27 protein-coding genes are annotated in these 23,110 nt (G+C 68.5%); 22 read left to right on the forward strand and 5 right to left on the reverse strand.

Annotation, left to right across the window (positions count from 1 at the left end):
* The first annotated feature begins 153 nt into the window (after positions 1–153).
* Positions 154–621 carry a VOC family protein gene (locus ACMGER_RS16145; protein WP_436813183.1) on the forward strand — a complete coding sequence of 156 codons (468 nt, stop codon included), beginning with the start codon at positions 154–156 and terminating at the stop codon, positions 619–621.
* Positions 622–820: 199 nt separating this feature from the next.
* Here the strand turns inward: ACMGER_RS16145 and accC are convergent, their stop codons facing one another.
* The 3 genes from accC to aroQ are packed head-to-tail and all read right to left on the reverse strand — an operon-like array spanning position 821 to position 3,146.
* Entirely contained in the window at positions 821–2,173 is a 1,353-nt protein-coding gene (accC, locus tag ACMGER_RS16150) for an acetyl-CoA carboxylase biotin carboxylase subunit (RefSeq protein ID WP_436813184.1), read from the reverse strand.
* 10 nt (positions 2,174–2,183) lie between these two features.
* Positions 2,184–2,663 (reverse strand): acetyl-CoA carboxylase biotin carboxyl carrier protein, encoded by a 480-nt coding sequence (gene accB / locus ACMGER_RS16155; protein ID WP_436813185.1) that lies wholly within the window; start codon positions 2,661–2,663, stop codon positions 2,184–2,186.
* 48 nt (positions 2,664–2,711) lie between these two features.
* Positions 2,712–3,146 carry a type II 3-dehydroquinate dehydratase gene (gene aroQ, locus ACMGER_RS16160; protein ID WP_436813186.1) on the reverse strand — a complete coding sequence of 145 codons (435 nt, stop codon included), beginning with the start codon at positions 3,144–3,146 and terminating at the stop codon, positions 2,712–2,714.
* A 112-nt stretch (positions 3,147–3,258) separates the two neighbouring features.
* On the opposite strand from aroQ, the gene thiS reads away from it, so the two are divergent.
* From thiS to ACMGER_RS16175, 3 genes are all read left to right on the forward strand, one after another.
* Complete coding sequence (thiS, locus tag ACMGER_RS16165; RefSeq protein WP_436813187.1) at positions 3,259–4,266, forward strand: sulfur carrier protein ThiS; 1,008 nt, start codon at positions 3,259–3,261, stop codon at positions 4,264–4,266.
* A 14-nt stretch (positions 4,267–4,280) separates the two neighbouring features.
* Complete coding sequence (locus tag ACMGER_RS16170) at positions 4,281–5,069, forward strand: alpha/beta hydrolase (protein WP_436813188.1); 789 nt, start codon at positions 4,281–4,283, stop codon at positions 5,067–5,069.
* A gap of 77 nt (positions 5,070–5,146) precedes the next feature.
* The gene (locus tag ACMGER_RS16175) at positions 5,147–5,350 is read left to right on the forward strand and encodes a CsbD family protein (RefSeq protein WP_436813189.1); all 204 of its coding nucleotides are present in this window, start codon (positions 5,147–5,149) and stop codon (positions 5,348–5,350) included.
* Between the two features lie 184 nt (positions 5,351–5,534).
* Here ACMGER_RS16175 and ACMGER_RS16180 read toward each other — a convergent pair whose 3' ends face one another.
* Entirely contained in the window at positions 5,535–7,208 is a 1,674-nt protein-coding gene (locus tag ACMGER_RS16180) for a thiamine pyrophosphate-binding protein (RefSeq protein ID WP_436813190.1), read from the reverse strand.
* A gap of 132 nt (positions 7,209–7,340) precedes the next feature.
* On the opposite strand from ACMGER_RS16180, the gene ACMGER_RS16185 reads away from it, so the two are divergent.
* The 3 genes from ACMGER_RS16185 to ACMGER_RS16195 are packed head-to-tail and all read left to right on the forward strand — an operon-like array spanning position 7,341 to position 9,756.
* Positions 7,341–8,048, forward strand: coding sequence for a CoA transferase subunit A (locus ACMGER_RS16185; RefSeq protein ID WP_436813191.1), 708 nt, complete (start codon positions 7,341–7,343; stop codon positions 8,046–8,048).
* A complete protein-coding gene (locus ACMGER_RS16190) occupies positions 8,045–9,106 on the forward strand; it encodes an HAD family acid phosphatase (RefSeq protein WP_436813192.1) in 1,062 nt (353 codons plus the stop codon). Before ACMGER_RS16185 ends, ACMGER_RS16190 begins: the two co-directional genes overlap by 4 nt.
* Entirely contained in the window at positions 9,106–9,756 is a 651-nt protein-coding gene (locus tag ACMGER_RS16195; protein ID WP_436813193.1) for a CoA transferase subunit B, read from the forward strand. Before ACMGER_RS16190 ends, ACMGER_RS16195 begins: the two co-directional genes overlap by 1 nt.
* Before the next feature lie 10 nt (positions 9,757–9,766).
* Here the strand turns inward: ACMGER_RS16195 and ACMGER_RS16200 are convergent, their stop codons facing one another.
* Positions 9,767–10,414 carry a cation efflux transmembrane domain-containing protein gene (locus ACMGER_RS16200; RefSeq protein ID WP_436813194.1) on the reverse strand — a complete coding sequence of 216 codons (648 nt, stop codon included), beginning with the start codon at positions 10,412–10,414 and terminating at the stop codon, positions 9,767–9,769.
* A 67-nt stretch (positions 10,415–10,481) separates the two neighbouring features.
* Here ACMGER_RS16200 and ACMGER_RS16205 point away from each other — a divergent pair, with 67 nt between their 5' ends.
* From ACMGER_RS16205 to ACMGER_RS16275, 15 genes are all read left to right on the forward strand, one after another.
* The gene (locus ACMGER_RS16205) at positions 10,482–10,895 is read left to right on the forward strand and encodes a MerR family transcriptional regulator (protein WP_436813195.1); all 414 of its coding nucleotides are present in this window, start codon (positions 10,482–10,484) and stop codon (positions 10,893–10,895) included.
* A gap of 31 nt (positions 10,896–10,926) precedes the next feature.
* Positions 10,927–11,610, forward strand: coding sequence for a ferritin-like domain-containing protein (locus ACMGER_RS16210; protein WP_436813196.1), 684 nt, complete (start codon positions 10,927–10,929; stop codon positions 11,608–11,610).
* A gap of 56 nt (positions 11,611–11,666) precedes the next feature.
* Positions 11,667–12,629: an NAD-dependent epimerase/dehydratase family protein gene (locus tag ACMGER_RS16215; protein ID WP_436813197.1), complete on the forward strand. Its 963-nt coding sequence runs from the start codon at positions 11,667–11,669 to the stop codon at positions 12,627–12,629.
* Between the two features lie 51 nt (positions 12,630–12,680).
* On the forward strand, positions 12,681–13,253 hold the full coding sequence (locus tag ACMGER_RS16220) for a cupin domain-containing protein (protein WP_436813198.1): 573 nt from the start codon (positions 12,681–12,683) through the stop codon (positions 13,251–13,253).
* 60 nt (positions 13,254–13,313) lie between these two features.
* On the forward strand, positions 13,314–14,759 hold the full coding sequence (gene leuC / locus ACMGER_RS16225; RefSeq protein ID WP_436813199.1) for a 3-isopropylmalate dehydratase large subunit: 1,446 nt from the start codon (positions 13,314–13,316) through the stop codon (positions 14,757–14,759).
* 191 nt (positions 14,760–14,950) lie between these two features.
* The gene (locus ACMGER_RS16230) at positions 14,951–16,351 is read left to right on the forward strand and encodes a hypothetical protein (RefSeq protein WP_436813200.1); all 1,401 of its coding nucleotides are present in this window, start codon (positions 14,951–14,953) and stop codon (positions 16,349–16,351) included.
* Entirely contained in the window at positions 16,348–16,635 is a 288-nt protein-coding gene (locus ACMGER_RS16235) for a DUF6966 domain-containing protein (protein WP_436813201.1), read from the forward strand. The genes ACMGER_RS16230 and ACMGER_RS16235 overlap by 4 nt, the downstream gene beginning before the upstream one ends.
* Positions 16,636–16,700: 65 nt before the next feature.
* Positions 16,701–17,330: a 3-isopropylmalate dehydratase small subunit gene (gene leuD / locus ACMGER_RS16240; RefSeq protein WP_436813202.1), complete on the forward strand. Its 630-nt coding sequence runs from the start codon at positions 16,701–16,703 to the stop codon at positions 17,328–17,330.
* The gene (locus tag ACMGER_RS16245; protein ID WP_436813203.1) at positions 17,293–18,294 is read left to right on the forward strand and encodes an NADPH:quinone oxidoreductase family protein; all 1,002 of its coding nucleotides are present in this window, start codon (positions 17,293–17,295) and stop codon (positions 18,292–18,294) included. The genes leuD and ACMGER_RS16245 overlap by 38 nt, the downstream gene beginning before the upstream one ends.
* A gap of 274 nt (positions 18,295–18,568) precedes the next feature.
* Positions 18,569–18,892, forward strand: coding sequence for a DUF1476 domain-containing protein (locus tag ACMGER_RS16250; RefSeq protein WP_436813204.1), 324 nt, complete (start codon positions 18,569–18,571; stop codon positions 18,890–18,892).
* Position 18,893: 1 nt separating this feature from the next.
* Positions 18,894–19,133: a BolA/IbaG family iron-sulfur metabolism protein gene (locus ACMGER_RS16255; protein WP_436813205.1), complete on the forward strand. Its 240-nt coding sequence runs from the start codon at positions 18,894–18,896 to the stop codon at positions 19,131–19,133.
* A gap of 5 nt (positions 19,134–19,138) precedes the next feature.
* The gene (gene grxD / locus ACMGER_RS16260; RefSeq protein ID WP_436813206.1) at positions 19,139–19,468 is read left to right on the forward strand and encodes a Grx4 family monothiol glutaredoxin; all 330 of its coding nucleotides are present in this window, start codon (positions 19,139–19,141) and stop codon (positions 19,466–19,468) included.
* A 26-nt stretch (positions 19,469–19,494) separates the two neighbouring features.
* Complete coding sequence (locus ACMGER_RS16265; protein WP_436813207.1) at positions 19,495–20,793, forward strand: glycosyltransferase; 1,299 nt, start codon at positions 19,495–19,497, stop codon at positions 20,791–20,793.
* Positions 20,794–21,107: 314 nt separating this feature from the next.
* On the forward strand, positions 21,108–21,476 hold the full coding sequence (locus ACMGER_RS16270) for a BlaI/MecI/CopY family transcriptional regulator (RefSeq protein WP_436813208.1): 369 nt from the start codon (positions 21,108–21,110) through the stop codon (positions 21,474–21,476).
* Positions 21,473–23,086, forward strand: a complete 1,614-nt coding sequence (locus ACMGER_RS16275) for a M56 family metallopeptidase (protein WP_436813209.1) — start codon at positions 21,473–21,475, stop codon at positions 23,084–23,086. The genes ACMGER_RS16270 and ACMGER_RS16275 overlap by 4 nt, the downstream gene beginning before the upstream one ends.
* Positions 23,087–23,110: the final 24 nt, after the last annotated feature.

Raw genomic sequence — 23,110 nt, forward strand, 5'->3', positions numbered from 1 at the left:
TAGCGAGGCTCTCCGGCCGCGTCACCCGCTCTCCGTCCTCGAATCGCGCGGCGGTGTCGGCGCGGGCCGAATCGGACCTGTTTCGGTTGAACCTTTCGCGATTCGGGCGGATAATCGAAGCGTGCGGGGATTCGCAGGAAGAGGAGTCGTGACATGAATCCCGTTCCCGAAGGCTATCGCAGCGTCATTCCCTATCTGATCGTCGATGATGCGGCGGCGGCGATCGACTTCTACGTCCGCGTGTTCGGCGGCGAGGAAGTCATGCGCTACGCGATGGGCGACAAGATCGGCCACGCCGAGATCAAGATCGGCGACTCGCACATCATGCTCGCCGACGAGTCGCCTGAGATGAGCTATCGCGGGCCCAAGGCGATCGGCGGCACGCCGGTATCGGTCATGCTTTACCTGCGCGAGGTCGACCAGGTGTTCGCGCGCGCGATCGCAGCAGGCGCGACCGAAGAGCGCGCGGTGCAGGATCAGTTCTACGGCGACCGCTCGGGGACGCTGGTCGATCCGTTCGGGCACCGCTGGACGGTCGCCACGCACATCGAGGACGTGTCGCCCGAGGAAATGGAGCGGCGAATGAAGTCGATGTCCGAGCCCGAGGCGGCGGAAGCCTAGACGGATCGACATTCAGCAATCAGCCCCTCCCCTGGAGGGGAGGGGCTTTTGTAAGCTCGCGCGACAGGTTTGAATACCGATCGATCCTAGAGTCCGAGCGACACCCCGGTGACCCAGGGCTCCTGCTTTCGCAGGAGCACGATTTCACCTCATCTGGGGAGGCTCTGGGAGCAGCGCGGACTGTGCCAGATCGTTGCCTTCATGCGCCCTGCCTGGCCAGCCACTCTTCCAGCCACTTGATCGTATAGGCGCCCTGCTGGAACTCGGGATCGTCGAGCAGATGCTGGTGCAGGGGGATGGTGGTCTTCATCCCCTCGATCACGAACTCCTCCAGCGCGCGCCGGAGCCGCATCAGGCAGCGTTCGCGGGTGCTGCCGTAGACGATCAGCTTGGCGACCATCGAGTCGTAATAAGGCGGCACGCGGTAACCGGTGTAGAGCCCGCTATCGACGCGCACGTGCATCCCGCCCGGCGCATGGAACTGGGTGACCGTCCCCGGTGAGGGCGCGAAGCTGCGCGGATCCTCGGCGTTGATGCGGCATTCGATCGCGTGGCCGCGGAACTCGATGTCCTCCTGGCGGCACGACAGGCCCTCGCCCTCGGCGACGCGGATCTGCTCGCGGACCAGGTCGATGCCGGTGACCATCTCGGTCACCGGATGCTCGACCTGTAGACGGGTGTTCATCTCGATGAAGTAGAATTTCCCGTCTTCCCACAGGAACTCGATCGTGCCGGCGCCGCGATAGCCCATGTCGGCCATCGCCTTGGCGACGATGCCGCCCATCCGCGCGCGATCCTCGGGCGTGATGATCGGGGAGGGGGCCTCCTCCAGCACCTTCTGGTGGCGGCGCTGGAGCGAGCAGTCGCGCTCGCCGAGGTGGATGGCGTTGCCCTCGCCGTCGCCGAACACCTGGAACTCGATGTGGCGCGGGTTGCCGAGGTACTTCTCCATGTAGACCGTCGCGTCGCCGAACGCGGCCTTGGCCTCGCTGCCTGCCTGCTGCATCAGCGTCTCGAGCTGGTCCTCGGCCTCGACCACCTTCATGCCGCGCCCGCCGCCGCCGGAGGCCGCCTTGATCAGCACGGGATAGCCGATCTTCTTGGCGAGCCGCTTGGCCTCGGCGATGTCCTCGATCGCGCCGTCGGAGCCCGGCACCAGCGGCAGGCCGAGCGCGCCGGCGGTGCGCTTGGCCTCGACCTTGTCGCCCATCGTGCGGATGTGCTCGGGTTTGGGGCCGACGAAGATGATGTTGTGGAGCTCGACGATCTCGGCGAAGCGCGCGTTCTCGCTCAGGAAGCCGTAGCCCGGGTGGATCGCGTCCGCCCCGCTGATCTCGGCCGCCGAGATGATGTTGGGGATGTTGAGATAGCTCTCGACCGCAGGCGGCGGACCGATGCAGATCGCCTCGTCGGCGAGGCGGACGTGCATCGCGTCGGCGTCGGCGGTCGAGTGCACGGCGACCGTCTTGATCCCCATCTCGTGGCAGGCGCGATGGATGCGCAGCGCGATCTCGCCGCGATTGGCGATCAGCAGCTTCTTGATTCTGGGCATGGGCGCCGCGTTACTCGACCACGACGAGCGGCTGGTCGAACTCGACCGGCTGACCGTTCTCGACCAGCATCGCCTTCACCGTGCCCGTGGCCGGAGCCACGATCGGGTTCATCACCTTCATCGCTTCGATGATCAGCAGCGTGTCGCCCGCCTTCACCTGCTGGCCGACGCTCACGAAAGGCTTCGCGTCGGGATTGGGCGAGAGGTAGGCCGTGCCGACCATCGGCGACTTGACCGCGTTGGCGTGGCTCGCCGCCAGGGCGGCCGCGCCACCCTCCGCAGCTGGCGCGATCGCCGCCGGGAGCGGAGCGGGCGCCGGCGCATAGGCGACCGGCGCCGCGGCGGTGACGGTGCGGGCGACGCGCACCTTGCGCTCGCCGTCCTGCACCTCGATCTCGGTGAGCTGGGTCTCGTCGAGCACCTGGGCGAGCTGGCGCACCAGGGCGATGTCGACATGCATCTCGCCGTTGGACGTTACGGTTTCGGTCATTCGCTCCCTCGGGGACTCGGCCCTCGAAAAATGAAAGCGCGCGCTCTGTCAGAGTCGCGCGGCAGCTTCAAGCGCGAGCAGGTACGACAGCGCGCCGAAACCGGCGATGGTTCCTCGCGCCGCGCGCCCGACATAGCTCAGATGGCGGAAATCCTCACGGGTGTGCGGATTGGAAAGATGGACTTCGATCACCGGCACCGTCACGGCCTTGATCGCGTCGTGGATCGCGATGCTGGTGTGGGTGAAGCCGCCGGCGTTGAGCAGCACCGCCTTCGCCCCCGTCGACTGCGCCTCGTGCAGCCAGTCGATGAGGTGCCCCTCATGATTCGACTGGCGTACCTCCACCTCTAGCCCGAGCTCGCGCGCTCGGTCCTCGATCCTGTCGGCGATGTCGTCGAGCGTGTCCGATCCGTAGATCTCCGGCTCGCGCGTCCCCAACAGGTTCAGGTTCGGCCCATTGAGGACGTAGACGGTATCGGCCAAAGTGATGAGCCTTTCGGATTGCCCCGCGTGCTGGGCGCTTCCTATATGAGCCGGGTCCGCCGATCAAATGGATGCTCGGCGACCGTTCGCCCCGAACCTGACCGGAGTAGCAATGGCGCATACCGACGGCACCGTCTCGATCATCGTCAACGGCGAGCACCGCCGCGTCGCCGCAGGGCTGAGCCTCGCCGAGCTCGCCGGCGAGCTGGGGCTGGCGCCCGAGAAGGTCGCGGTCGAGCGCAACCTGGAGGTGGTGCCGCGCTCGACGCTGGCGCAGGTTTGCGTCGAGGACGGCGACGAGATCGAGATCGTCCACTTCGTCGGCGGCGGCGACCACGCGCCGGCGATCGCCGACGATTCGTGGACCGTCGCCGGCAAGACCTTCCGCTCGCGCCTGATCGTCGGCACGGGCAAGTACAAGGACTTCGCCGAGAACGCCGCCGCGGTCGAAGCCTCGGGCGCCGAGATCGTCACCGTCGCGGTGCGCCGGGTCAACGTCAGCGACCCCAAGGCGCCGATGCTGACCGACTTCATCGATCCCGGGCGCATCACCTACCTTCCCAACACGGCCGGGTGCTTCACCGCGGAGGAGGCGATCCGCACGCTGCGCCTGGCGCGCGAGGCCGGGGGCTGGGAGCTGGTCAAGCTCGAGGTATTGGGCGAGGCGCGCACGCTCTATCCCGACATGGTCGAGACGATCCGCGCGACCGAGATCCTGGCCAAGGAAGGCTTCAAACCGATGGTCTATTGCGTCGACGATCCGATCGCAGCCAAGCGGCTGGAGGATGCCGGCGCGGTCGCGATCATGCCGCTGGGCGCGCCGATCGGATCGGGGCTCGGCATCCAGAACCGTGTCACCATCCGGCTGATCGTCGAGGGCGCCAAGGTGCCGGTGCTGGTCGATGCCGGGGTCGGCACCGCTTCGGACGCGGCGGTGGCGATGGAATTGGGCTGCGACGGCGTGCTGATGAATACCGCGATCGCCGAGGCCAAGGAACCGGTGGCGATGGCGCGGGCGATGAAGCTGGCGGTGGAGAGCGGGCGTCTCGCCTATCTCGCCGGACGCATGGGGAAGCGGCGCTACGCCGATCCGTCGAGCCCGCTGGCGGGGCTGATCTGAACGGGAGAGGGCATATGCGGACGGTGATCGGACTGGTGCTGGTGGCGCTCGCCGGATGCCAGCAGGCGGGCGAGACCAATCAATCGGCCAACGTCGCCGCCGTTATCGAGGCCCAGCCGCAGAAGGTGACGCTCAAGGCGGCCGACGGCGTCACCGGGCACGGCCGCTACTATGAGGCGGACTCGCCCAAGGCGCTGATCCTGCTGTTCCACCAGGCCGGCTCCAGCAAGGACGAATATGCGACGATCGCGCCGCGGCTGGTGGAGGCCGGCTATTCGGCGCTGGCGATCGATCAGCGCTCGGGCGGAGGGCTCTACGGCCCCAACGAGACGGTTGCGGGCGATGGCGCGGCGATGAAACTGCCGGAGGGCGCGAGCTATCTCGCCGCCGAGAAGGATCTGGAGGCCGCGTTCGCCTGGGCCGAGCAGCGGAAGCTGCCGATCGTGCTGTGGGGCAGCAGCTATTCCTCCTCGCTGATCTTCCGCCTGGCGGCGGCGCATCCGGGAACGGTCAAGGCGCTGCTCGCCTTCTCGCCAGGCGAATATTTCGACGACAAGACGCTGATCCGAAAGGCGGCCGCCAAGGTGACGGTGCCGGTGTTCGTCACCTCGACCGCCGACAAGGACGAGGTCCAGAACGGTGATCTCGTCTTCAACGCGCTGCCGAAGAACGCCACGTCGGAGCGGATCGTGCCGCGGCGCTCGGTGCACGGTTCGTCGATGCTGATCGAGTCGAAGAATCCCGATGGCGCGGCCGACATCTGGCAGGCCGTGCTCGCCTTCCTGGGCAAGGTCGCGCCCTGAGCGATCCGCGGTCCCGGAACATGACGTGCGGCGGTTCGTTTTCCTAGTCGCGACAAGAGTTTCCGAGGAGAGGCCCGATGGGCGAACTGATCGACAAGGTGAAAGGCAACATCAACGAGGCGGTCGGCAAGGCGAAGCAGGCCATGGCCGGAAACGCCGATGATCCGGCCCGGACGCGCCGTGATGACGAACTCGCCGCCGAAGGCGCCGCGCAGGAAATGAAGGGCAAGGGCCAGCAATTCGGCGGCAAGCTCAAGGGGGCGCTCGGCGACGATATCTGACCGAGATTCGCCCACGCAGGCGACGAGGGGCCGCTCCGGGAGACCGGGGCGGCCTTTTCGCGTTGGAGTTCCCCCTCGCGTTCGAATTGAAACTGTGTCGGTGCTCCTGCGAAGGCAGGAGCTCAGGCCGCGAGCGGTTCCCGGTGATCCAGCACTCCTGCCTTCGCAGGAGCACGAGTCCATTTCATCCGGACAGGCTCCACCGCGCCCGGATCGCCGAGATCGTCGTCGCGGGGGTGACCACCTCGACATCGGTCTTGAGGTGGAGCAGGCGGACGCCGCGTCGCACCTTGGCTCGCTTCAGCGCCGGAGCGAACTCCTCGGTCCGTTCAACCGTCTCCGCCCAACCGCCATAGGCGCGCGCCAGCGCGGCGAAGTCGGGGTTGCGTAAGGCGGTGCCGCTCACCCGCGCCGGATACTCGCGCTCCTGGTGCATCCGGATCGTACCATAGGCGCCGTTGTCGACGAGGATCACGATCAGATTGGCCCCGTGCTGGACCGCGGTCGCCAGTTCCTGCCCGTTCATCAGGAAGTCGCCGTCGCCGGCTACCGCGACGACCTGCCGTTCGGGAAAGCGCAGCGCTGCCGCCACCGCGGCGGGCACGCCATAGCCCATCGCGCCGGAGGTCGGCGCGAGCTGCGACGGTTTGGCGGCGTAGGGCCAATAGCGGTGCCACCAGCCCGAGAAATTGCCGGCGCCGTTGCAGATGATCGTGTCGGCCGGCAGCCGCTCGCGCATCGCCGCGACGCATTGGCCGAGGTCGAGCGCGATGCCTTCGCGCGGGCGCGGCGTCGACCAGTCCCGCCACTCGGCATTGGCGTCCGCGCCTGCCGGATGCGGCGGGCCGTCGAGCGCGGCCAGCGCCTCGGCGAACTCCGCCATGCCGGCGCAGATCGCGAGGTCGGTGCGATAGGTGCGGCCGAGCTCGTCCGGGTCGGGATGGACGTGGACAAGCCGTTGGCCGGGATGCTCGGGGGTGATCAGCGCATAGCCGTCGGTGGTCGCCTCGCCGAGCCGTGCGCCGACGACGAGCAGCAGGTCGGCCGCCTTGATCCGCTCGACCAGCTTCGGATTGGGTCCGTAGCCCAGGTTGCCGGCATAGACCGGGCAGTCGTTGGGGATCGCGTCCTGCCGGCGGAAAGCGGCGGCGACGGGGATGCCGGTGCGGTCGGCCCAGACGGCGAAATCCTGCCCGGCGACGTTGCTCCAGTCCGCGCCGCCGACGATCGCGATCGGGCGCTCGGCGGTGGCGAGCAGGTCGGCGAGGCGGTCGATCGTGTCGGGATCGCAGCCCTGCGCCACCTTCTCCACGCGCGGCCGATCGGCGGCTTCGGCCGTCTCGACCAACATGTCCTCGGGAATCGCCAGCACCACCGGGCCCGGCCGCCCGTTGATCGCGGTGGCATAGGCACGGGCGACATATTCGGGAATGCGGCGCGGATCCTCGATCCGGCTCGCCCATTTGGCGATCGGGGCGAACATCGCCGGCAGGTCGATCTCCTGGAAGGCTTCGCGGTCGCGCGTGCCGCGGTCGATATCGCCGACGAACAGGATCATCGGCACGGAGTCCTGCATCGCGACATGAACGCCGATCGAGGCATTGGTCGCGCCGGGACCTCGCGTCACGAAGGCGACGCCCGGCCGTCCGGTCATCGCGCCGTCCGCGCCCGCCATGAAGGTCACGCCGCCTTCCTGCCGGCAGGTCACGACATCGACGGAATCCGTGTCGTGCAGCGCGTCCAGCACCGCGAGGAAGCTTTCGCCCGGCACATGGAAGATGCGATCGCACCCCTGCGCCACCAGGTTGTCGACGAGGATGCGGCCGCCGGTGCGTTGCCCGAGATGTTGCGTCGTCATGCGGCCGGTGTAGTCGCGTCGGCGGAAAAAGGGAGGGGTGGATGGCTCGCCCAAGTTGAAAGCCGATTCAGGTCCGCTTGACCGCCCCCGCGGCGCCCGCCTATCGCCGCGTCGAAGGAGAGACTCGGGCCCATGAACAAGCTCTATCCCGATGCCGTCGCCGCGCTCGATGGCCTTTTGTTCGACGGCATGACGATCTGCGCAGGCGGCTTCGGCCTGTGCGGCATTCCGGAGCGGCTGATCGATGCGATCCAGGTGTCGGGAGTCAAGGACCTTACCATCGCCTCCAACAACGCCGGCATCGACAACGAGGGGCTCGGTAAGCTTCTCCGCAGCCGTCAGGTCAGGAAGATGATCTCGTCTTACGTCGGCGAGAACAAGGAGTTCGAGCGCCAGTATCTCGCCGGGGAGCTCGAGGTCGAGTTCTGCCCCCAGGGCACGCTCGCCGAGCGCTGCCGCGCAGGGGGAGCGGGCATTCCTGGCTTCTATACCAGGACCGGCGTCGGCACCGCGGTCGCCGAGGGCAAGGAGGTGAAGGTGTTCGACGGCGAGGAATATATCCTGGAGCGCGGCATCCGCGCGGACTTGTCGATCATCAAGGGCTACAAGGCGGACGAGGCGGGCAACCTCGTCTTCCGCAAGACCGCGCGCAACTTCAACCAGCCGATGGCGACCGCCGGCCGGATCTGCGTGGCCGAAGTCGAGGAGGTGGTGCCGGTCGGCAGCCTCGATCCCGATGGCATCCACCTGCCCGGCATCTATGTGAAGCGGCTGATCGTCGGCAGCCCCTATGACAAGAAGATCGAGTTCGCGACCACCCGGGAGCGCGAGGCGGCGTGATCCGTCTGGCGGCGATCCTGATGCTGGCGCCGCTCGCCGGCGGTTGCGTGGCGGCGGCCGCGATTCCGGCGCTGGCCGGCTCGGCGATCGTCAAGACGCAGCTCGATCGCAAGCGCGCGCAGCGGGCCGAGGAGACGCGACAGTCCGCCCCTGCGCAGACGGTCGAGACGCCGGAAGGGCGCCTGACCATCCTCAAGGGCATGACCGCGCTGCCGCCCCCCTCCGGCAATCCCGCCGCGGGGCCGGCCGCTGCGCCGGCGACGGGCGGCGCTGTGCCCGAGACGATGCAGTATCTCTACGGCTCGGGCGAGAGCGCGGGCCTCAGCATCCAGGCCTATCGCGCGCTGGCCGAGTATCTGACCAACAACATCGCCTATCGCCGCAAGGAGACGCTGCGCCAGGTGGTGATGAGCGACGGCTCCTCGCTCAACGCTCCGCTGTTCGAACCGTGCGGGCAGAAGCCGCTCGCGGTGGTGCTCGACATCGACGAGACCGCGGTGCTCAACCTCGGCTATGAGGGTGACGCGGCTCGGCGCGGCGGAGGGTACGACGATGCCCGCTGGCAGCGTTGGGAAGCGAGTGGCGCCGATAAGGTGGTCGCCGTCCCAGGCGCCAAGACGGCGCTCGACGCGGCGCGCAAGGCCGGCATCGCCGTGATCTTCAATTCCAACCGCAGCAACGCCAACGCCGCCGCGACCGAGGCGGCGCTGAACCACGCCGGGCTCGGCCCCGCCAAACACGGCGAGACGCTGTGGCTGAAGGGGGACGACGGCGGCGGTTCCGGCAAGGACGACCGCCGCTGGGCGATCGCCAGCGGCTATTGCGTCGTCGCGATGGTCGGCGACCAGCTCGGCGACTTCAGCGACCTGTTCAACGATCCCCGCCTGGCTCCTGCCGTCCGCCGTACCTTCACCACCGCGTCGCCGGTCGCGGAGCTGTGGGGCAACGGCTGGTTCCTGCTGCCCAATCCGGTCTATGGCACCGGCCTCAAGGGCGGCTTCGACGATGTTTTCCCGACCGACACGCGCTGGAGCGATCCGGCCGAAGGAGTGAAGTGATGCCCTGGACCCGCGACGAAATGGCCGCCCGTGCCGCGAAGGAGCTTCGCGACGGCTTCTATGTCAACCTCGGCATCGGTATCCCGACGCTGGTCGCGAACCATATTCCCGAGGGCGTCGAGGTGACGCTCCAGTCGGAGAACGGGATGCTCGGCATCGGCCCGTTCCCCTATCCGGACGAGGTCGACCCCGACCTGATCAATGCCGGCAAACAGACGATCAGCGAGCTGCCGCAATCGGTCTATTTCAGCTCAGCGGACAGCTTCGCGATGATCCGCGGCGGGCATATCGACCTCACCGTGCTCGGCGCGATGGAGGTGAGCGAGGACGGCGACATCGCCAACTGGATGATCCCCGGCAAGATGATCAAGGGCATGGGCGGCGCGATGGATCTGGTCGCGGGCGTCAAGAAGATCATCGTGGTGATGGAGCATGTCTCCAAGAACGGCGATCCCAAGTTCATCCCCGAATGCACGTTGCCGCTCACCGGCAGGAACGTCGTCGACATGATCATCACCGACCTCGCCGTATTCCAGCGGGCGGACCACCAGTCGCCGTTCCGCCTGATCGAGCTGGCGCCCGGCGTGACCGAGGAGGAGGTCGCGGCGAAGACCACCGCGAAGCACGAGGTGGCGCTCGCGACTGCGTGAGGCGGGCGGCTCAGCCCGCCGCGTCGATCGCCTTCAGTCCCGGTCGGCGCAGTTCGGCATGGGCCTGCCGGACGATTTGCCATCCCCCGCTGACGCCGAGCGCCGCCATGATCGCAGCGACGATCAGGTCCGGCCAGGCGGTTCCGGTGCCGAACACTCCGGCGGCCGCCACGAGCACGGCCAGATTGCCGATCACGTCGTTGCGCGAGCAGATCCACACCGATCGCATGTTCGCATCACCGGCGCGGAAGCGATAGAGCAACAGCGCAACGCCGGCATTGGCGAGGAGCGCCAGGATGCCGACGACGCCCATCGTCTCGGCCTCCGGCAGGGTCCCCGCATAGGCGTGCCATGCGGTCGAGAGCAGCACCGCGGCGCCGAGCAACCCGAGCGACCAGCCCTTGACCAGCGCCGCCCGCGCCCGCCACGTCAGCGCCATGCCGGCAACGCCGAGGCTGATCGCATAGTTGGCGGCATCGCCCAGGAAATCGATCGCGTCCGCCTGCAGCGAGGCGGAACCGGCCGCGACGCCCGCGACGATCTCCGCCACGAACATCGCAGCATTGACCGCGAGCGCAATCCACAGCGCCCGCCGCCACCTGGGGCTGTCGAGCGCCGTCGTGACGGCGCAGCGATCGTGCTGGCAGCAGCCGGCCATGTCGTCACCTCGTCGAATCCGATGCGGCACCCTATGTGCACCCTGTAGTCACTACAGGGTCAAGGGCATGGCACGGCTGTCGATCGGCGATCTGGCAAGGGCGACGGGCACCAAGGTGGAGACGATCCGCTATTACGAGCGGATCGGCCTCCTGCCGGCGCCTGCGCGTACCGAGGGCAACTACCGTTCTTACGGTCGGGAGCACCTCGGGCGGTTGAGCTTCGTCCGGCGAGCGCGCGATCTCGGTTTCCCGCTCGACCAGGTACGCGATCTGCTGGGGCTGGCCGACGAGCGCGACCGCTCATGCGAGGCGGTCGACGCGATCGCCCGCCAGCATCTCGCCGAGGTCGATCGGAAGATCGCCGACCTGACGGCGTTGCGGAGCGAGCTTGCCGAGGTGATCGGCCGCTGCCGCCGCGGCACGATCGCCGACTGCCGGATCATCGAGTCGCTCGCTCCGACCGATACGGCGTCGCGTTGACGCTGCGTCCGCCGAGGCGTAGCGTCCGTCCATGTTCGGCTGGTTCCGCCGCCGCTACCTCGACCTGCTGGGCTCGATCTACATCTACAACGAGCACCGCGGGTACACGAGCATCGATCGCGTGCTCGAAGCCGTTCGCGCTCGCGCCCCTGACGATCACGCTCTGATCGCCGCGATCGAGAAGCACCGCGCCGACGAGCGCAAGCATTATGTGATGTTCAAGCGCTGGTTCGAGCTTCAGGGCAGGATGCCGCTGATGGTCGACCGCACCTGCGGCCATATCGACCGCTTCGTCGAGATCATGTTCCGCCGCGCGATCGACGAGCTCGACACCCAGGCGATCATCGCCGACGATAGCCAGTTCGAGAAGCTCTGCCGAGTGATCTCGCTCACCGAGCAGCGGGGCTTCAAGCAGGTCGAGGTCCTGCTCCGGCACCCGATCGTGACGAAGGACAGAGCGCTCGTCCGGATCTTCCAGGTGATCGAAAGGGACGAGCCGAGCCATTGGGCGCCCTACGAAGGCTGGCTCAAGGCGCACGGCAAGCGCGATCCGCGCTGGTGGGAGCGCGCGATCGACAGCTTCATCCATTCCGAGCTGCTGCTCGTCAAGCTGCCGCTGCTGTTCCTCAATCTGCGCCTGCGTCGCCGGACCGAATGGGCCGATGCGCATGATCCGGCGGAGGCAAAGGCCTCGGCGGTACCGGCGCTGGCATGATGACGGCTTCGGTGTGTGCTTTCAAAGCAATGACGGACTTGGCATAGCCACGCCACATGCGGATACTTCTGACGGGTTCCTCCGGCTGGCTCGGCCGTTTCCTGGCGCCGCTGCTCCGGAAGCAGGGGCATGAGCTGCTCGGGCTGGACATCGCGCCGGGCGCCGACACCGACGTCGTCGGCACCGTCGCCGACCGTGCCCTGATCGACCGGCTGTTCGGCGAGCACGGCTTCGAGGGCGTGATCCACGCCGGCGCGCTGCACAAGCCCGACATCGCGCGCTACCCACGTCAGGCGTTTGTCGACGTCAACGTCACCGGCACGCTGGGCCTGCTGGAGGCGGCGGTGGCGCATCGCGCGTCGCGGTTCGTCTTCACCTCGACCACTTCGCTGATGATCACCCAGGCGATCCGCGACGAGAAGGCGGAGGCTGCGGTGTGGCTCGACGAGACGAGCGGGCCGCTCAGTCCGCGCAACGTCTACGGCGCCACCAAGCGCGCCGCCGAGGAGCTGTGCCGCCTGATCCACGCCGACCACGGCCTGCCGTTGGTGGTGCTCCGCACCGCACGCTTCTTCCCCGAGGAGGACGACACCCATCGCGCGCTCTCGGGCGAGAACATGAAGGCCAACGAGTTCCTCAACCGCCGCCTTACGGTCGAGGACTGCGCCCGCGCCCACCTCGTCGCGCTGGAGAAGGCGCCGGAGATCGGTTTCGGCTTCTACGTCGTCTCCGCGCCGACGCCGTTCGACCGCGGCGAGGTTGCCGCCCTCAAGGCCGACGCGCCTGCGGTGATCGCGCGCCATTTTCCCGATGCCGCCGAGCTCTACGCCCGCCGCGGCTGGTCGCTGCCGAGAAGCATCGGCCGCGTCTACGACGCCTCGGCGATCGGGCGCGACCTCGGCTTCCGCTGCGAGACCGATTTCGCCGCGGTGCTGGCGGCGTTGCGTGATGGCAGGCCGCTGCCTTTCGCGCACGACCCGGACTATATCTCACCCAAGGAGTCGGTCACCGCATTGTGAGGCGAAGGCCGATCGGGTAGATTTGAGACGACGCCGGAAGGGGGACTTTCGATGCTGCGCCGCTCGATCCTTCAGCTGCCCTTGCTTGCCTGGTCGACCTCGCTGCTCGCGCAGACGCGACCGCCCGGTGCCCTGCCGGTCGACCGTGTCCCTTCGGGCGCCGATCGCGAGGGTGTGAAACGTGCAGTCGGCATCAGCGCGACCAGCTTCAAGGTGCTCTCCAACGAGACCGGCGGCGACCTGTTCGTCATGGAGCAGAGCAACAACCGCAAGGGCGGCCCCTCGCGCCACCTCCACCATGACGAGGACGAACTCTTCTACGTGCTGGAAGGCGAGTATCTGGTCGAGGTCGGCGACACCAAGGCATGGCTCGGCCCCGGCGATTGCGTGCTCGGCCCGCGCGGCATCCCCCATGCATGGGCGTTCGTCGGGGACACTACCGGCCGGTTGCTGATCTCCTTCGCCCCGGCGAACAAGATGGAGGCCTTCTTCCGCGAACGCGAGGCGCGGGGGATCAGACCCGGCCAATATGCCCGGACACGCGAGGACGCCGCGGTGCTGCGCGCTTACGGGATGGAATGGATCGGCCCGCCGATCCCGCCGGAGGATTTCCGTCGTACCTAGGCCGCGCAATACAATGTCGCGACGGGTTGTGCCCGCGCACGAAAGCGTTAAAGCGCGCAAATGGCCAGCCGACCACTGACTTTGTACGAGAAGATCTGGGCCGATCACGTGATCGAGCGCCGGGACGATGGCACCTGCCTGATCTATATCGACCGCCACCTCGTCCACGAGGTGACCAGCCCGCAGGCCTTTGCCGGCCTTCGCGCGGCCAGGCGCCGGGTGCGCCGCCCCGAGTTGACGCTCGCCGTTCCCGACCACAACCTCCCGACCACGCCGCGCGTCGACGCGGACGGGTATATGCTGCCGATCGCCGATCCGGAGAGCGCCAACCAGCTCGCCGCACTGGAGGCGAACACACGGGAGTTCGGCATCGACTATATCGGCGCCACCGACCCCGCGCAGGGCATCGTCCACGTCGTCGGCCCGGAACAGGGCTTCACGCTGCCCGGTACCACCCTGGTATGCGGCGACAGCCACACCTCGGCGCACGGCGCGCTGGGGGCGCTGGCGTTCGGCATCGGCACCAGTGAGGTCGAGCACGTCCTGGCGACGCAGACGCTGCTGCTCCAGCAGTCGAAGACGATGGAAGTGCGCGTCGACGGCACGCTCGGCTTCGGCGTGAGCCCCAAGGACGTGGTGCTGGCGATCATCGGCAGGATCGGCGCCGCGGGCGGCACCGGCCATGTCATCGAATATACCGGCAGCGTGATCCGCGCGATGTCGGTCGAGGGGCGTCTGACCGTTTCCAACATGTCGATCGAGGGCGGCGCCCGCGCCGGCCTGATCGCGCCGGACGAAACCACCTTCGCCTACGTCCGGGGCCGCGCGATGGCGCCCAAGGGCGAGGATTGGGAGCGCGCGGTCGAGGCGTGGCGGCGACTCCCGACGGACGCTAATGCGGTCTACGACAAGACGGTGCTGCTCGACGCCACCGACATCGCGCCGTCGCTGACCTGGGGCACCAGCCCCGAGGACGTGGTGCCGATCACCGGCGTCGTCCCCGATCCCGAGAGCTTCGCCGATCCGGCGAAGCGCGCCGCCGCGGCCAAGTCGCTCGATTACATGGGCCTCAGGCCCGGCACACGGATGCAGGACGTGCCGGTCGAACACATCTTCATCGGCAGCTGCACCAACAGCCGCATCGAGGACCTGCGCGCCGCCGCCGCGGTGGTGAAGGGCCGCCACGTCGCCGACCGTATCCGCCAGGCGCTGGTCGTCCCCGGCTCGGGGCTGGTCAAGCGTCAGGCCGAGGCGGAAGGGCTCGACCGCATCTTCGTCGAGGCGGGCTTCCAGTGGCGCGAGCCGGGCTGCTCGATGTGCCTGGCGATGAACCCGGACAAGGTGCCGGCGGGCGAGCGCTGCGCCTCGACGTCGAACCGCAATTTCGTCGGCCGCCAGGGGCCGGGCGCGCGCACCCACCTCGTCTCGCCAGCGATGGCGGCGGCGGCGGCGGTGACGGGGCGGCTGGCCGATGTCCGTGAGTTGATGGGGGGAGAAACGGCATGAAGAGGGTGATCGTCCTGCTGGTCGCGGGCACGCTGGTGAGCGCGGTGGGCGCGGTGTGGGCGTCGAGCCAGGCCGCGTCCAAGCCGCCCGCGATGGTACGTTGAACGAAGCGCGCGCCTAATCGAATCGTCTAGGGCGCGGCAGGGCGGGAGCGCTTATTCTTGCGGTCCACAGCGACCGAGGAATGCGCGATGGCCGAAGTCCAAGGACTGCAATCGAATTCGTTCGCCGCAACGTTGCCGCCGCCTCCGCCTCCGTCGGGGAACGCAGGCGGCCCAGCGGCGGGCACCGATCCGTTCTTCGAACCCGTCGGCAACCAATGGATTGCGCGGAACGGCAGCCAGCCGGTCGCGCAATGGATCGGCGGCCTGTCGCGGAACGACGTGGGCCTCAGCACGCTCGACCGCTGGCAGGCCGGCTCCACGGCGGAAGCGACCGCGCGCCAGATCGAAACGCAGCTGCGTGCCGAGATCGCGCCTCCGACGGGCGGCCCGTTGGCCGGTGCGACGCTGCTCGACGCCATCACCGCCCCCTTCGACGATGTGAAGGTCGGCTATGCGATGGGACAGGTGGCGGCGGGAATCGAGGCGCGTATCGCCGCCGATCCCGACGTGCCGAGCGCCAACGCGGCAGCGCTCGCGACCGAGCTGCGCAATCGCGGCGCCGCGCTGTCGCTGGGCGCCGCACGCGAGGCGACGACCCAGCCGGGCCATTACGCGTTCGACGGCGCCTGCTACTCCAGTGCAGATGCGCTGGCACGCGCGGTGACGGCGGAGCGCCTCAACCCGACGCGCACGAGCGTGAGCGCCTATACGCCGGAGATGGCCCGCCGCGACCAGCAGGCGGCGATGGACCGCGCCGTGCTCGGCCAATCGAGCCCGCTCGGCATGACCTGGGGACAGACCGCCTACATGTATGCGCGCGGCACCGGGGCGAGCCTTGAGGGGCAACAGCGCGCCTATGCGGCCGGCACCGCGGGCGACGCGCTGCTGGGTATCGGCGGCGCCTTCGTCGGCGTCGGCGCGGCGCGCGGCGGCCTCCGCCTGCCGGGCGGGCAGGCGGCCCCGAGCTTCCGCCCGACGTCCACCGCGCCGCGGACCGAGCCGCTTCCGGCGCCTCCGGGCACCGTGCCGGTCTATCTCGGGCGGGCCAGCAACCTGTCCGCGGGCCTCGGCCAAGTCCAGGGCACCTATACCGGGCTCGTCAGCGCCGGCACCGCCGGCCCGTTGCCGAGCAACCTCGCCGGTACCTTCGCCGGAGGGCGCTACGACGTGGTGCGTCTGAGCCAGGACACCATCCTCTATCGTGCGGGCACCGCGGACAAGCCGCTGGGTCAGTTCTTCAGCCTACGCGAGCCGCAGGGCGTGCTGCAGACGCGGATGGACCAAGCCGTGCTGCCGCGATGGCCCGATGGCGGCAGCTCGCCGCTCGATACGGCCTTTGCGGTGCGCATCCCCGCCGGGACGGAGGTGTACGTCGGCCGCATTTCTGCCCAGGGCGGGATCTACGGTGGCGGCACGGATCAGATATTGGTACGCCAGCCTTGGACGATCGATGGCGTCCAGGTGGTGGGAGCACGGCCGATCCGATGAGCGGCAGCGAACATATGCTCGTCATAGTCGAGCGACTGGCCGCGCTGGCGATGCAGGGCGGAGCGGCCGAAGCGGCGCGATCGCTGTCCCGTGCGGCGGCGATCCTGCGCGAGGATTCGGACGAGGGCGCCCGCACGATCATTGCCATGTATGGTGGCTCGGGCTCGCTGAACGACGTCGTGCTCTATCGTGACGGCCAGCCGCTGGCGGCTGAGAATCGCGAGTTCGATGCGCTGCGCAGCGAGCTATACGATCTCAGTCTCGACCTACGCGGGGCGGCCTGACCGCGCTTCGGGGTTCCGCCGCGCCGATAGCCTGCTACAAGCGCCTCCACTGAAGGAGGCATCTGGTGCAACCCGTCACGCATGTCGAAGGCAGCGCCTATCCCTGGGGCGCGAAGAACGTCGATACCGACGTCATCATCCCCGCGCATTGGCTCAAGACCATCACGCGCGAGGGCCTGGGCAGGGGTGCGTTCGAGACGGTACGCGCCGAGCCCGGCAACGTGTTCGACGATCCACGCTATGCCGGATCGCCGATCCTGATCGCGGGCGAGAACTTCGGCTGCGGCTCCAGCCGCGAACACGCCGCCTGGGCGCTCGCCGACATGGGGGTGAAGGCGGTGATCGCGCCGAGCTATTCGGACATCTTCTCCGGCAATGCGGTCAAGAACGGCATCGTTCCCGTCGTGCTGCCGCAGGCGGCGATCGACCGGCTGGTCGAGGTGGCCAAGGACCATCCGATCACCGTCGACCTGGAGACGATGACCGTCACCACGCCCTTCCAGGATCGCTTTTCGTTCGACCTCGATCCCTTCCGCCGCATGTGCCTGATGCAGGGACTCGACGAGATCGGCTTGACGCTGGCGCAGGATACCGCGATTTCGAAATATGAATCGGGCATGGTGCAGAGCCGCCCGTGGATCGCGAGGAGAGCTGCTGATGCGGGCGTTGCTGTCGGAGGTGCCGGGCGGACCTGAAACCCTGAAGCTGGCCGAGCTGCCCGACCCGGCGGCGGGTCCGGGCCAGGTGCTGGTGGGCGTCAAGGCCTGCTCGATCAACTATCCCGACGTCCTGATCATCGAGGACAAATACCAGTTCCGGCCGCCGCGCCCCTTCGCGCCTGGCAGCGAGATCTCCGGCGTGGTCGAGGCAGTGGGGGAGGGTGTCACCGGCTTCGCCCCCGGCGACCGCGTGCTGGCGACGGTCGGCAGCGGCGGGCTGGCGGAGAAGGCAGTGGTCGATGCCGCCCGGCTCTACAGGCTGCCTGAGGGCCGCAGCTTCGAGGAGGGCGCCGCGCTGCTCCTCACCTATGCCACCACGATCCACGCGCTGCTCGACCGCGGGCATCTGAAGCCTGGGCAGATTTTGCTCGTCCTCGGCGCGGCGGGCGGAGTCGGGCTGGCGGCGATCGAGCTCGGCAAGGCGTTCGGCGCGCGCGTGGTCGCCGCCGTCTCGTCGGAGGAGAAGGCTGCGGCAGCGAAACAGGCCGGGGCCGACGTGACACTGGTCTATCCGCGTGCCCCGTTCGACAAGGAGCAGTCGAAGGCGCTCGCCGATGCCTTCAAGGCGGCGGTCGGGCCGGACGGCGCCGATGTCATCTACGATCCGGTCGGCGGCGACTATGCCGAGCCGGCGCTGCGCGCGATCGGCTGGGAGGGGCGCTACCTCGTCGTCGGCTTCCCGGCCGGCATCCCGAAGCTGCCGCTCAACCTCACGCTGCTCAAGAGCTGCGACGTCTGCGGCGTGTTCTGGGGCGCCTTCGCGATGCGCGATCCCGAGGCCAACCAGGCGCACGTGGACCACCTCTTCCGCCTGTGGGCCGAGGGCAGGATCGCACCGCGCGTCACCGAGACCTTCGCCTTCGCCGACGGCGGCAAGGCCATCGCCAAGATGGCTGCCCGCGGCGCGATCGGCAAGCTGGTGGTGCAGGTGAGGAAGTGACTCCGATAAGCCCCTCCCTGCAGGGAGGGGCTGAACTCGCCCCAAGAAATCGCTTTCCTAATAGGATTTCCCTTGCTTGACTTGGCCATGGGCTGCCGCGGCGCGCCTGGAGATAAGTGGAGCAAAGTGAACGAATGAATCGCGACTCCCTTCACTTTGGCGCCGACCGTTCGCGTCCGAGCGTCGATTGGTCTCGTCCTTACAACGCGGCAGGGCGGTTGCGCCCCTCGGGCCGCCCCCCTATCTCAGCTCCGTAACAGTTCAGGGGCCTGGCATGACCGATTTCGAGGACCGCAAGCGCGCGTTCGAGACCAAGTTCGCGCGGGACGAGGAGATGGTGTTCCGCATCACCGCGCGGCGCAACCGGCTGGTCGGTCAATGGGCGGCCGCCAAGATGGGGCTGACCCCGGAGGAGACCGATGCCTATGCCAAGGCGGTCGTCCAGGCCGACTTCGAGGAAGCCGGCGACGAGGACGTGATCCGCAAGCTCGTCGGCGATCTCACCGCCGCGAGCGTCGACACCGACGAGGCCGAGGTCCGCCGCGCGCTCGAGGAGGCGCTGGTCGACGCGCGCCGGCAGCTCCTGGAATCCAAGTAACATGCCGATGGACGCCGCCGAGATCGAGACGCTGATCCGCCAGGGCATCCCCGATGCCGTGGTGCGGATCGACGACCTTGCTGGCGACGGCGATCATTATGCCGCGCACGTGACCAGCGCGAGCTTTCGGGGCCTGCCCCGCGTCCGCCAGCACCAGGCGGTCTACGCCGCGCTCGGCGGGCGGATGGGCGGCGTGCTCCACGCGCTCCAGCTCACCACCGCGGCCCCGCCCGAGGAGTAATCGAAATGACCGACACCAACACCCGCATCGACGGGATCGTGAAGGGCAGCGACGTGCTGCTGTTCATGAAGGGCACGCCGCTGTTCCCGCAATGCGGCTTCTCCAGCCGCGCGGTGGCGATCCTCCAGCATCTCGGCGTCGAGTTCGACAGCGTCGACGTGCTCCAGGACCAGGAGGTCCGCCAGGGCATCAAGGCCTATAGCGACTGGCCGACCATCCCCCAGCTCTACGTCAAGGGCGAGTTCATCGGCGGTTCGGACATCATGATGGAGATGTACGAAACCGGCGAGCTCAAGGAACTGCTCGCCGAGAAGGGAGTTGCGCACGCGGCGTAACTCCCGCGGCGAAGAGGGGATGAGCGGTGCTGAGGCAGACCGGCGCCCTGCGCGCCGCCGACACGACTGCAGCGCCGCGGTCTCCGCTGCTCATCTGTGATCTGACCCAGAGCTATACGCCGTCGGGCGGGGGTGGGATCAGCACCTATCTCCGCGAGAAGCGCGATTATGTGCTGACGCACACGCCCCACCACCTGCTCCAGATCGTGCCGGGGCCGCAGGACAGGGTCACCATCGACGGCCGCCATATCTTCGTCGAGGTCGGCGCCGACCCGGTGCGCGGCAGCCCCAACTACCGCTTCATCCTGCGCACGTCGAAGGTGCGCGAGGTGTTGGAGGAATATCGGCCCGACATCGTCGAGTCGCTCTGCCCGTGGGTGCTGCCGTGGACGGCGATCCACCACCGCCGCGCCTTTCCCGAGACGACGCTGGTCGCGGGCTATCGTACCGATTTTCCCAATGCGCATGTTTACCGCGTCGGGCGGGACAAGTTCGGCGAGATCGGCGGGCGGTTCCTGCGCCTGCTCAGCTGGGGCTATGCCGAGATCACCTACCGTGAGTTCGACCACGTCTACACGCTGAGCGAGGACGCCCGCACCCAGCTCGCCCGCAAGAAGATCACCCGCACCAGCGTGCTGCCGCTCGGCGTCGATACCAACCTGTTCCATCCGGCCAGGCGCGATCCCAGCTATCGCACCGAGCTCGGCCTGCCGGATGGAGGTCCGCTGCTGATCTATGCCGGCCGGATCGACAACGAGAAGCGCGCCGACCGGCTGCTCGCGATGTTCAAGGCGCTGCCGCCCGATCTCGGCGCGGCGATGGTGATGATCGGCGACGGCAAGCTGCGCGACCGCCTCGCCGCCGAGGCGGCCGGGCTGCCGATCGCCTTCCCCGGTTTCGAGAAGGACCGCGCCGAGCTCGCCCGCGCGCTCGCTTCGTCGGACATCTATGTCTCGGCGATGGCGGACGAAACGTTCGGCATCTCGGTGATCGAGGCGCAGGCGTCCGGACTGCCGGTGGTCGGCGTCGCCGGCGGGGCCATGCCGGACCGGGTGCCGCCCGGCACCGGCTATCTCGGGCCGGTCGACGATACCGCGACGATGGCGCTCAGCGTCGCCCGCATCTGGCGCGAGGGCGCGGCGGCGATGGGTGCCGCAGCACGCGCGGCGGTGGCGACGGCCTATGACTGGCGCCACACCTTCGAGCTGCTGTTCGATACCATCTATCCCGCCGCGCTGTCGCACACCGCCGTGCGACTCGAGGAGGATGCGGCGCTGCTGTTCCCGCCCAGGCGCGACCCGCGCTCTCGGACCTATCGGGGCTGAGGAGGAGGCCGGGTGCGGGCGGGCCGCTCCGGAGACTGAGCGACCCGCCCGGCTGACTGAAGCGGAGAACCGCTCGGCCGATGTCGTCGTAGCAGCGTGCGTGCCAAATGGCGCGAGCCAGCGGTTTCTGCGGGGCCTGCTGGTTAACGAAACCTTGTGGCGAGACGAAGTGTAAGCCGGGCCGACACTTGACCGTCATCCGGCGAAAGCCGGGATGACGGCAGGTGAGCAGTCCGTTCATCCTCCATTCACCCACTTGACTACATTCGTAATCACGCCGACAACGAACAGGGCTGACCGAGGGAGTGAGCGGAATGGCCGAGCGGATCAGTGATGCCGAACATGCGGTGATGGAGGTGCTCTGGGACGAGTCGCCGCTCACCGCACAGGACGTGGCGGAGCGGGTGGCACCGTTGCGGGGGTGGAGCGCCAACACGGTCAAGACGTTGCTCGGTCGCCTGCTCGCCAAGAAGGTGGTCGGGCATGAGGAGGTCGGCCGGCGCTACCTCTACCGTCCGCTGGTCGAGCGCGGCGACTATGTCGCAGGCGAGTCGCGCCGGCTGATCGACCGGCTGTTCGGCGGCAAGCTCACCCCGCTGGTCGCTCATATGGCCGAGCACGACCAGCTCACCGCCGAGGACATCGCCGAGATCGAGGCGCTGCTCAAGGACCTCAGGCAATGATCGCCTGGGCGATCGAGACGCTGATCGCCACCACGCTGCTGATGCTGCTGGTGCTCGCGATCCGCCGGCCGGTGCGCCGCGTCTTCGGGCCCGACGTCGCCTATGCGCTATGGGCATTGCCGATGCTGCGGATGCTGCTGCCGCCGCTTCCGGAGAGCTGGCGCGAGAGCACGCTGAGCGCGCTCCCGCCGCTGCCGGCGCCCGAGGACATCACCATCTATCTCGGCGAGCCGGTGATGACGCTGCCGGTCGAGCCGGCGTCCGGCATCGGCTGGCCCACTTGGCTATTGCTCGCCTGGGCGCTGGGGGCGGCACTGTTCCTTGCCTATCACCTCGTCACCCACAGCCGTTTCTGCGCGCGTATTCGCCACATGGCCGGCAGCGCGCGGATGGTCGCCGCCGGCAACGTCGAGGTGATCGAGACCGCCGCCGCCACCGGACCGCTCGCGTTCGGCATCTGGCGCAAGTATGTCGCGTTTCCGCGCGACTTCGCCGAGCGTTACGATCCGCTGGAGCGCGATCTCGCGCTGGCGCACGAGCTGGGCCACCACGCGCGCGGCGACCTCATCGCCAATTGGGTCGCGCTGGTGGTGCTCGGCATCCATTGGTTCAACCCGATCGCCTGGCGGGCGTTCCGCGCCTTCCGCGCCGATCAGGAGATGGCGTGCGATGCGCTGGTGCTGTCCGGCCGCGCGCCGGAGCTGCGCCACGCCTATGGCCGCGCGATCGTCAAGTCGGCGCACGGCGGCGCGGTATCGGCCGCCTGCCATCTCCACACCGTCAACGAGTTGAAGGGGAGGCTGCGGATGCTGACGAAGCACGAGAGGACGTCGCGGGGGCGGCTGATCGCGGGGAGCGGCGCACTGGCGGCGCTGACGCTGGCGGGGCTCGGCTTCACCGCGTCGGGCACCCAGGCGGCCGAGCGCGTCCGCTCGGGCATCGAAAGCACCACCGGGGTCGACATCGCCAGCCTCGAGCTGCCGCCGCTCCCGCAGACGGCGCCGCCGGCTCCGCCCGCTCCGGCGGCAGCTCCGGCTCCGGCAGCCGCGCCCGCCCCGCCGCTGCCGCCCGCTCCGCCCGAGGCGGTCAAGCACAAGCGTAAGCTCGTCGCGACGCACGACAAGGATGGCAAGGTCACGACCCGCGAGTTCGCCGACGGCGACTTCGACTTCCGCGGGATGGACCGCAAGGACTTCGGCTGGAGCGAGAAGGACGAGGCCCGGCTGCGCAAGCAGTTGAAGAACCTGCCCGAGATCAGCTCGCGGACCTGCGGCACCGACGGCGAGGCCTCGCCGACGGTGGTCCAGAGCCGCGACGGCGGCAAGCACCGCATGATCATCTGCACCGATCGCATTCAGCTTCAAAGCAGGCTTGCCGCCGGTCAGGCGAAAATCGCTGCCGATCAGGCACGGTTGGCAGCGCTCGACTCGGCCCGGATTGCGCGGATCGACATGGTCCGCATCCAGCGCGATGCCAAGGTGCAGGCGCTTGCCGGCCTCCGCCGCGCCCGCGCCAGCGTCGAGCGTGCCGACATGGGCAGCGAAGCGCGTGCCAATGCGCTTCAGGGGATCGACCAGGCGATCGCCGAGATGGAGTCGGACATGGATTGAGCCGAGGGAGGAGGGCAGCGCGGT

The sequence above is a fragment of the Sphingomonas astragali genome, assembly GCF_051400615.1.
Classification (GTDB): domain Bacteria; phylum Pseudomonadota; class Alphaproteobacteria; order Sphingomonadales; family Sphingomonadaceae; genus Sphingomonas.

Bases quoted from the DNA above. Each gene is read 5' to 3' on its own strand.
- ACMGER_RS16245 (WP_436813203.1), top strand. From the start codon at position 17,293: ATGCGGGCGTTGCTGTCGGAGGTGCCGGGCGGACCTGAAACCCTGAAG.
- ACMGER_RS16145 (WP_436813183.1), top strand. From the start codon at position 154: ATGAATCCCGTTCCCGAAGGCTATCGCAGCGTCATTCCCTATCTGATC.
- ACMGER_RS16215 (WP_436813197.1), top strand. From the start codon at position 11,667: ATGCGGATACTTCTGACGGGTTCCTCCGGCTGGCTCGGCCGTTTCCTG.
- ACMGER_RS16275 (WP_436813209.1), top strand. From the start codon at position 21,473: ATGATCGCCTGGGCGATCGAGACGCTGATCGCCACCACGCTGCTGATG.
- leuC (WP_436813199.1), top strand. From the start codon at position 13,314: ATGGCCAGCCGACCACTGACTTTGTACGAGAAGATCTGGGCCGATCAC.
- ACMGER_RS16250 (WP_436813204.1), top strand. From the start codon at position 18,569: ATGACCGATTTCGAGGACCGCAAGCGCGCGTTCGAGACCAAGTTCGCG.
- ACMGER_RS16200 (WP_436813194.1), bottom strand. From the start codon at position 10,414: ATGGCCGGCTGCTGCCAGCACGATCGCTGCGCCGTCACGACGGCGCTC.
- ACMGER_RS16205 (WP_436813195.1), top strand. From the start codon at position 10,482: ATGGCACGGCTGTCGATCGGCGATCTGGCAAGGGCGACGGGCACCAAG.
- ACMGER_RS16180 (WP_436813190.1), bottom strand. From the start codon at position 7,208: ATGACGACGCAACATCTCGGGCAACGCACCGGCGGCCGCATCCTCGTC.
- ACMGER_RS16220 (WP_436813198.1), top strand. From the start codon at position 12,681: ATGCTGCGCCGCTCGATCCTTCAGCTGCCCTTGCTTGCCTGGTCGACC.
- ACMGER_RS16230 (WP_436813200.1), top strand. From the start codon at position 14,951: ATGGCCGAAGTCCAAGGACTGCAATCGAATTCGTTCGCCGCAACGTTG.
- ACMGER_RS16210 (WP_436813196.1), top strand. From the start codon at position 10,927: ATGTTCGGCTGGTTCCGCCGCCGCTACCTCGACCTGCTGGGCTCGATC.
- ACMGER_RS16185 (WP_436813191.1), top strand. From the start codon at position 7,341: ATGAACAAGCTCTATCCCGATGCCGTCGCCGCGCTCGATGGCCTTTTG.
- thiS (WP_436813187.1), top strand. From the start codon at position 3,259: ATGGCGCATACCGACGGCACCGTCTCGATCATCGTCAACGGCGAGCAC.
- accC (WP_436813184.1), bottom strand. From the start codon at position 2,173: ATGCCCAGAATCAAGAAGCTGCTGATCGCCAATCGCGGCGAGATCGCG.
- ACMGER_RS16255 (WP_436813205.1), top strand. From the start codon at position 18,894: ATGCCGATGGACGCCGCCGAGATCGAGACGCTGATCCGCCAGGGCATC.
- ACMGER_RS16235 (WP_436813201.1), top strand. From the start codon at position 16,348: ATGAGCGGCAGCGAACATATGCTCGTCATAGTCGAGCGACTGGCCGCG.
- ACMGER_RS16195 (WP_436813193.1), top strand. From the start codon at position 9,106: ATGCCCTGGACCCGCGACGAAATGGCCGCCCGTGCCGCGAAGGAGCTT.
- ACMGER_RS16175 (WP_436813189.1), top strand. From the start codon at position 5,147: ATGGGCGAACTGATCGACAAGGTGAAAGGCAACATCAACGAGGCGGTC.
- ACMGER_RS16170 (WP_436813188.1), top strand. From the start codon at position 4,281: ATGCGGACGGTGATCGGACTGGTGCTGGTGGCGCTCGCCGGATGCCAG.
- ACMGER_RS16270 (WP_436813208.1), top strand. From the start codon at position 21,108: ATGGCCGAGCGGATCAGTGATGCCGAACATGCGGTGATGGAGGTGCTC.
- grxD (WP_436813206.1), top strand. From the start codon at position 19,139: ATGACCGACACCAACACCCGCATCGACGGGATCGTGAAGGGCAGCGAC.
- accB (WP_436813185.1), bottom strand. From the start codon at position 2,663: ATGACCGAAACCGTAACGTCCAACGGCGAGATGCATGTCGACATCGCC.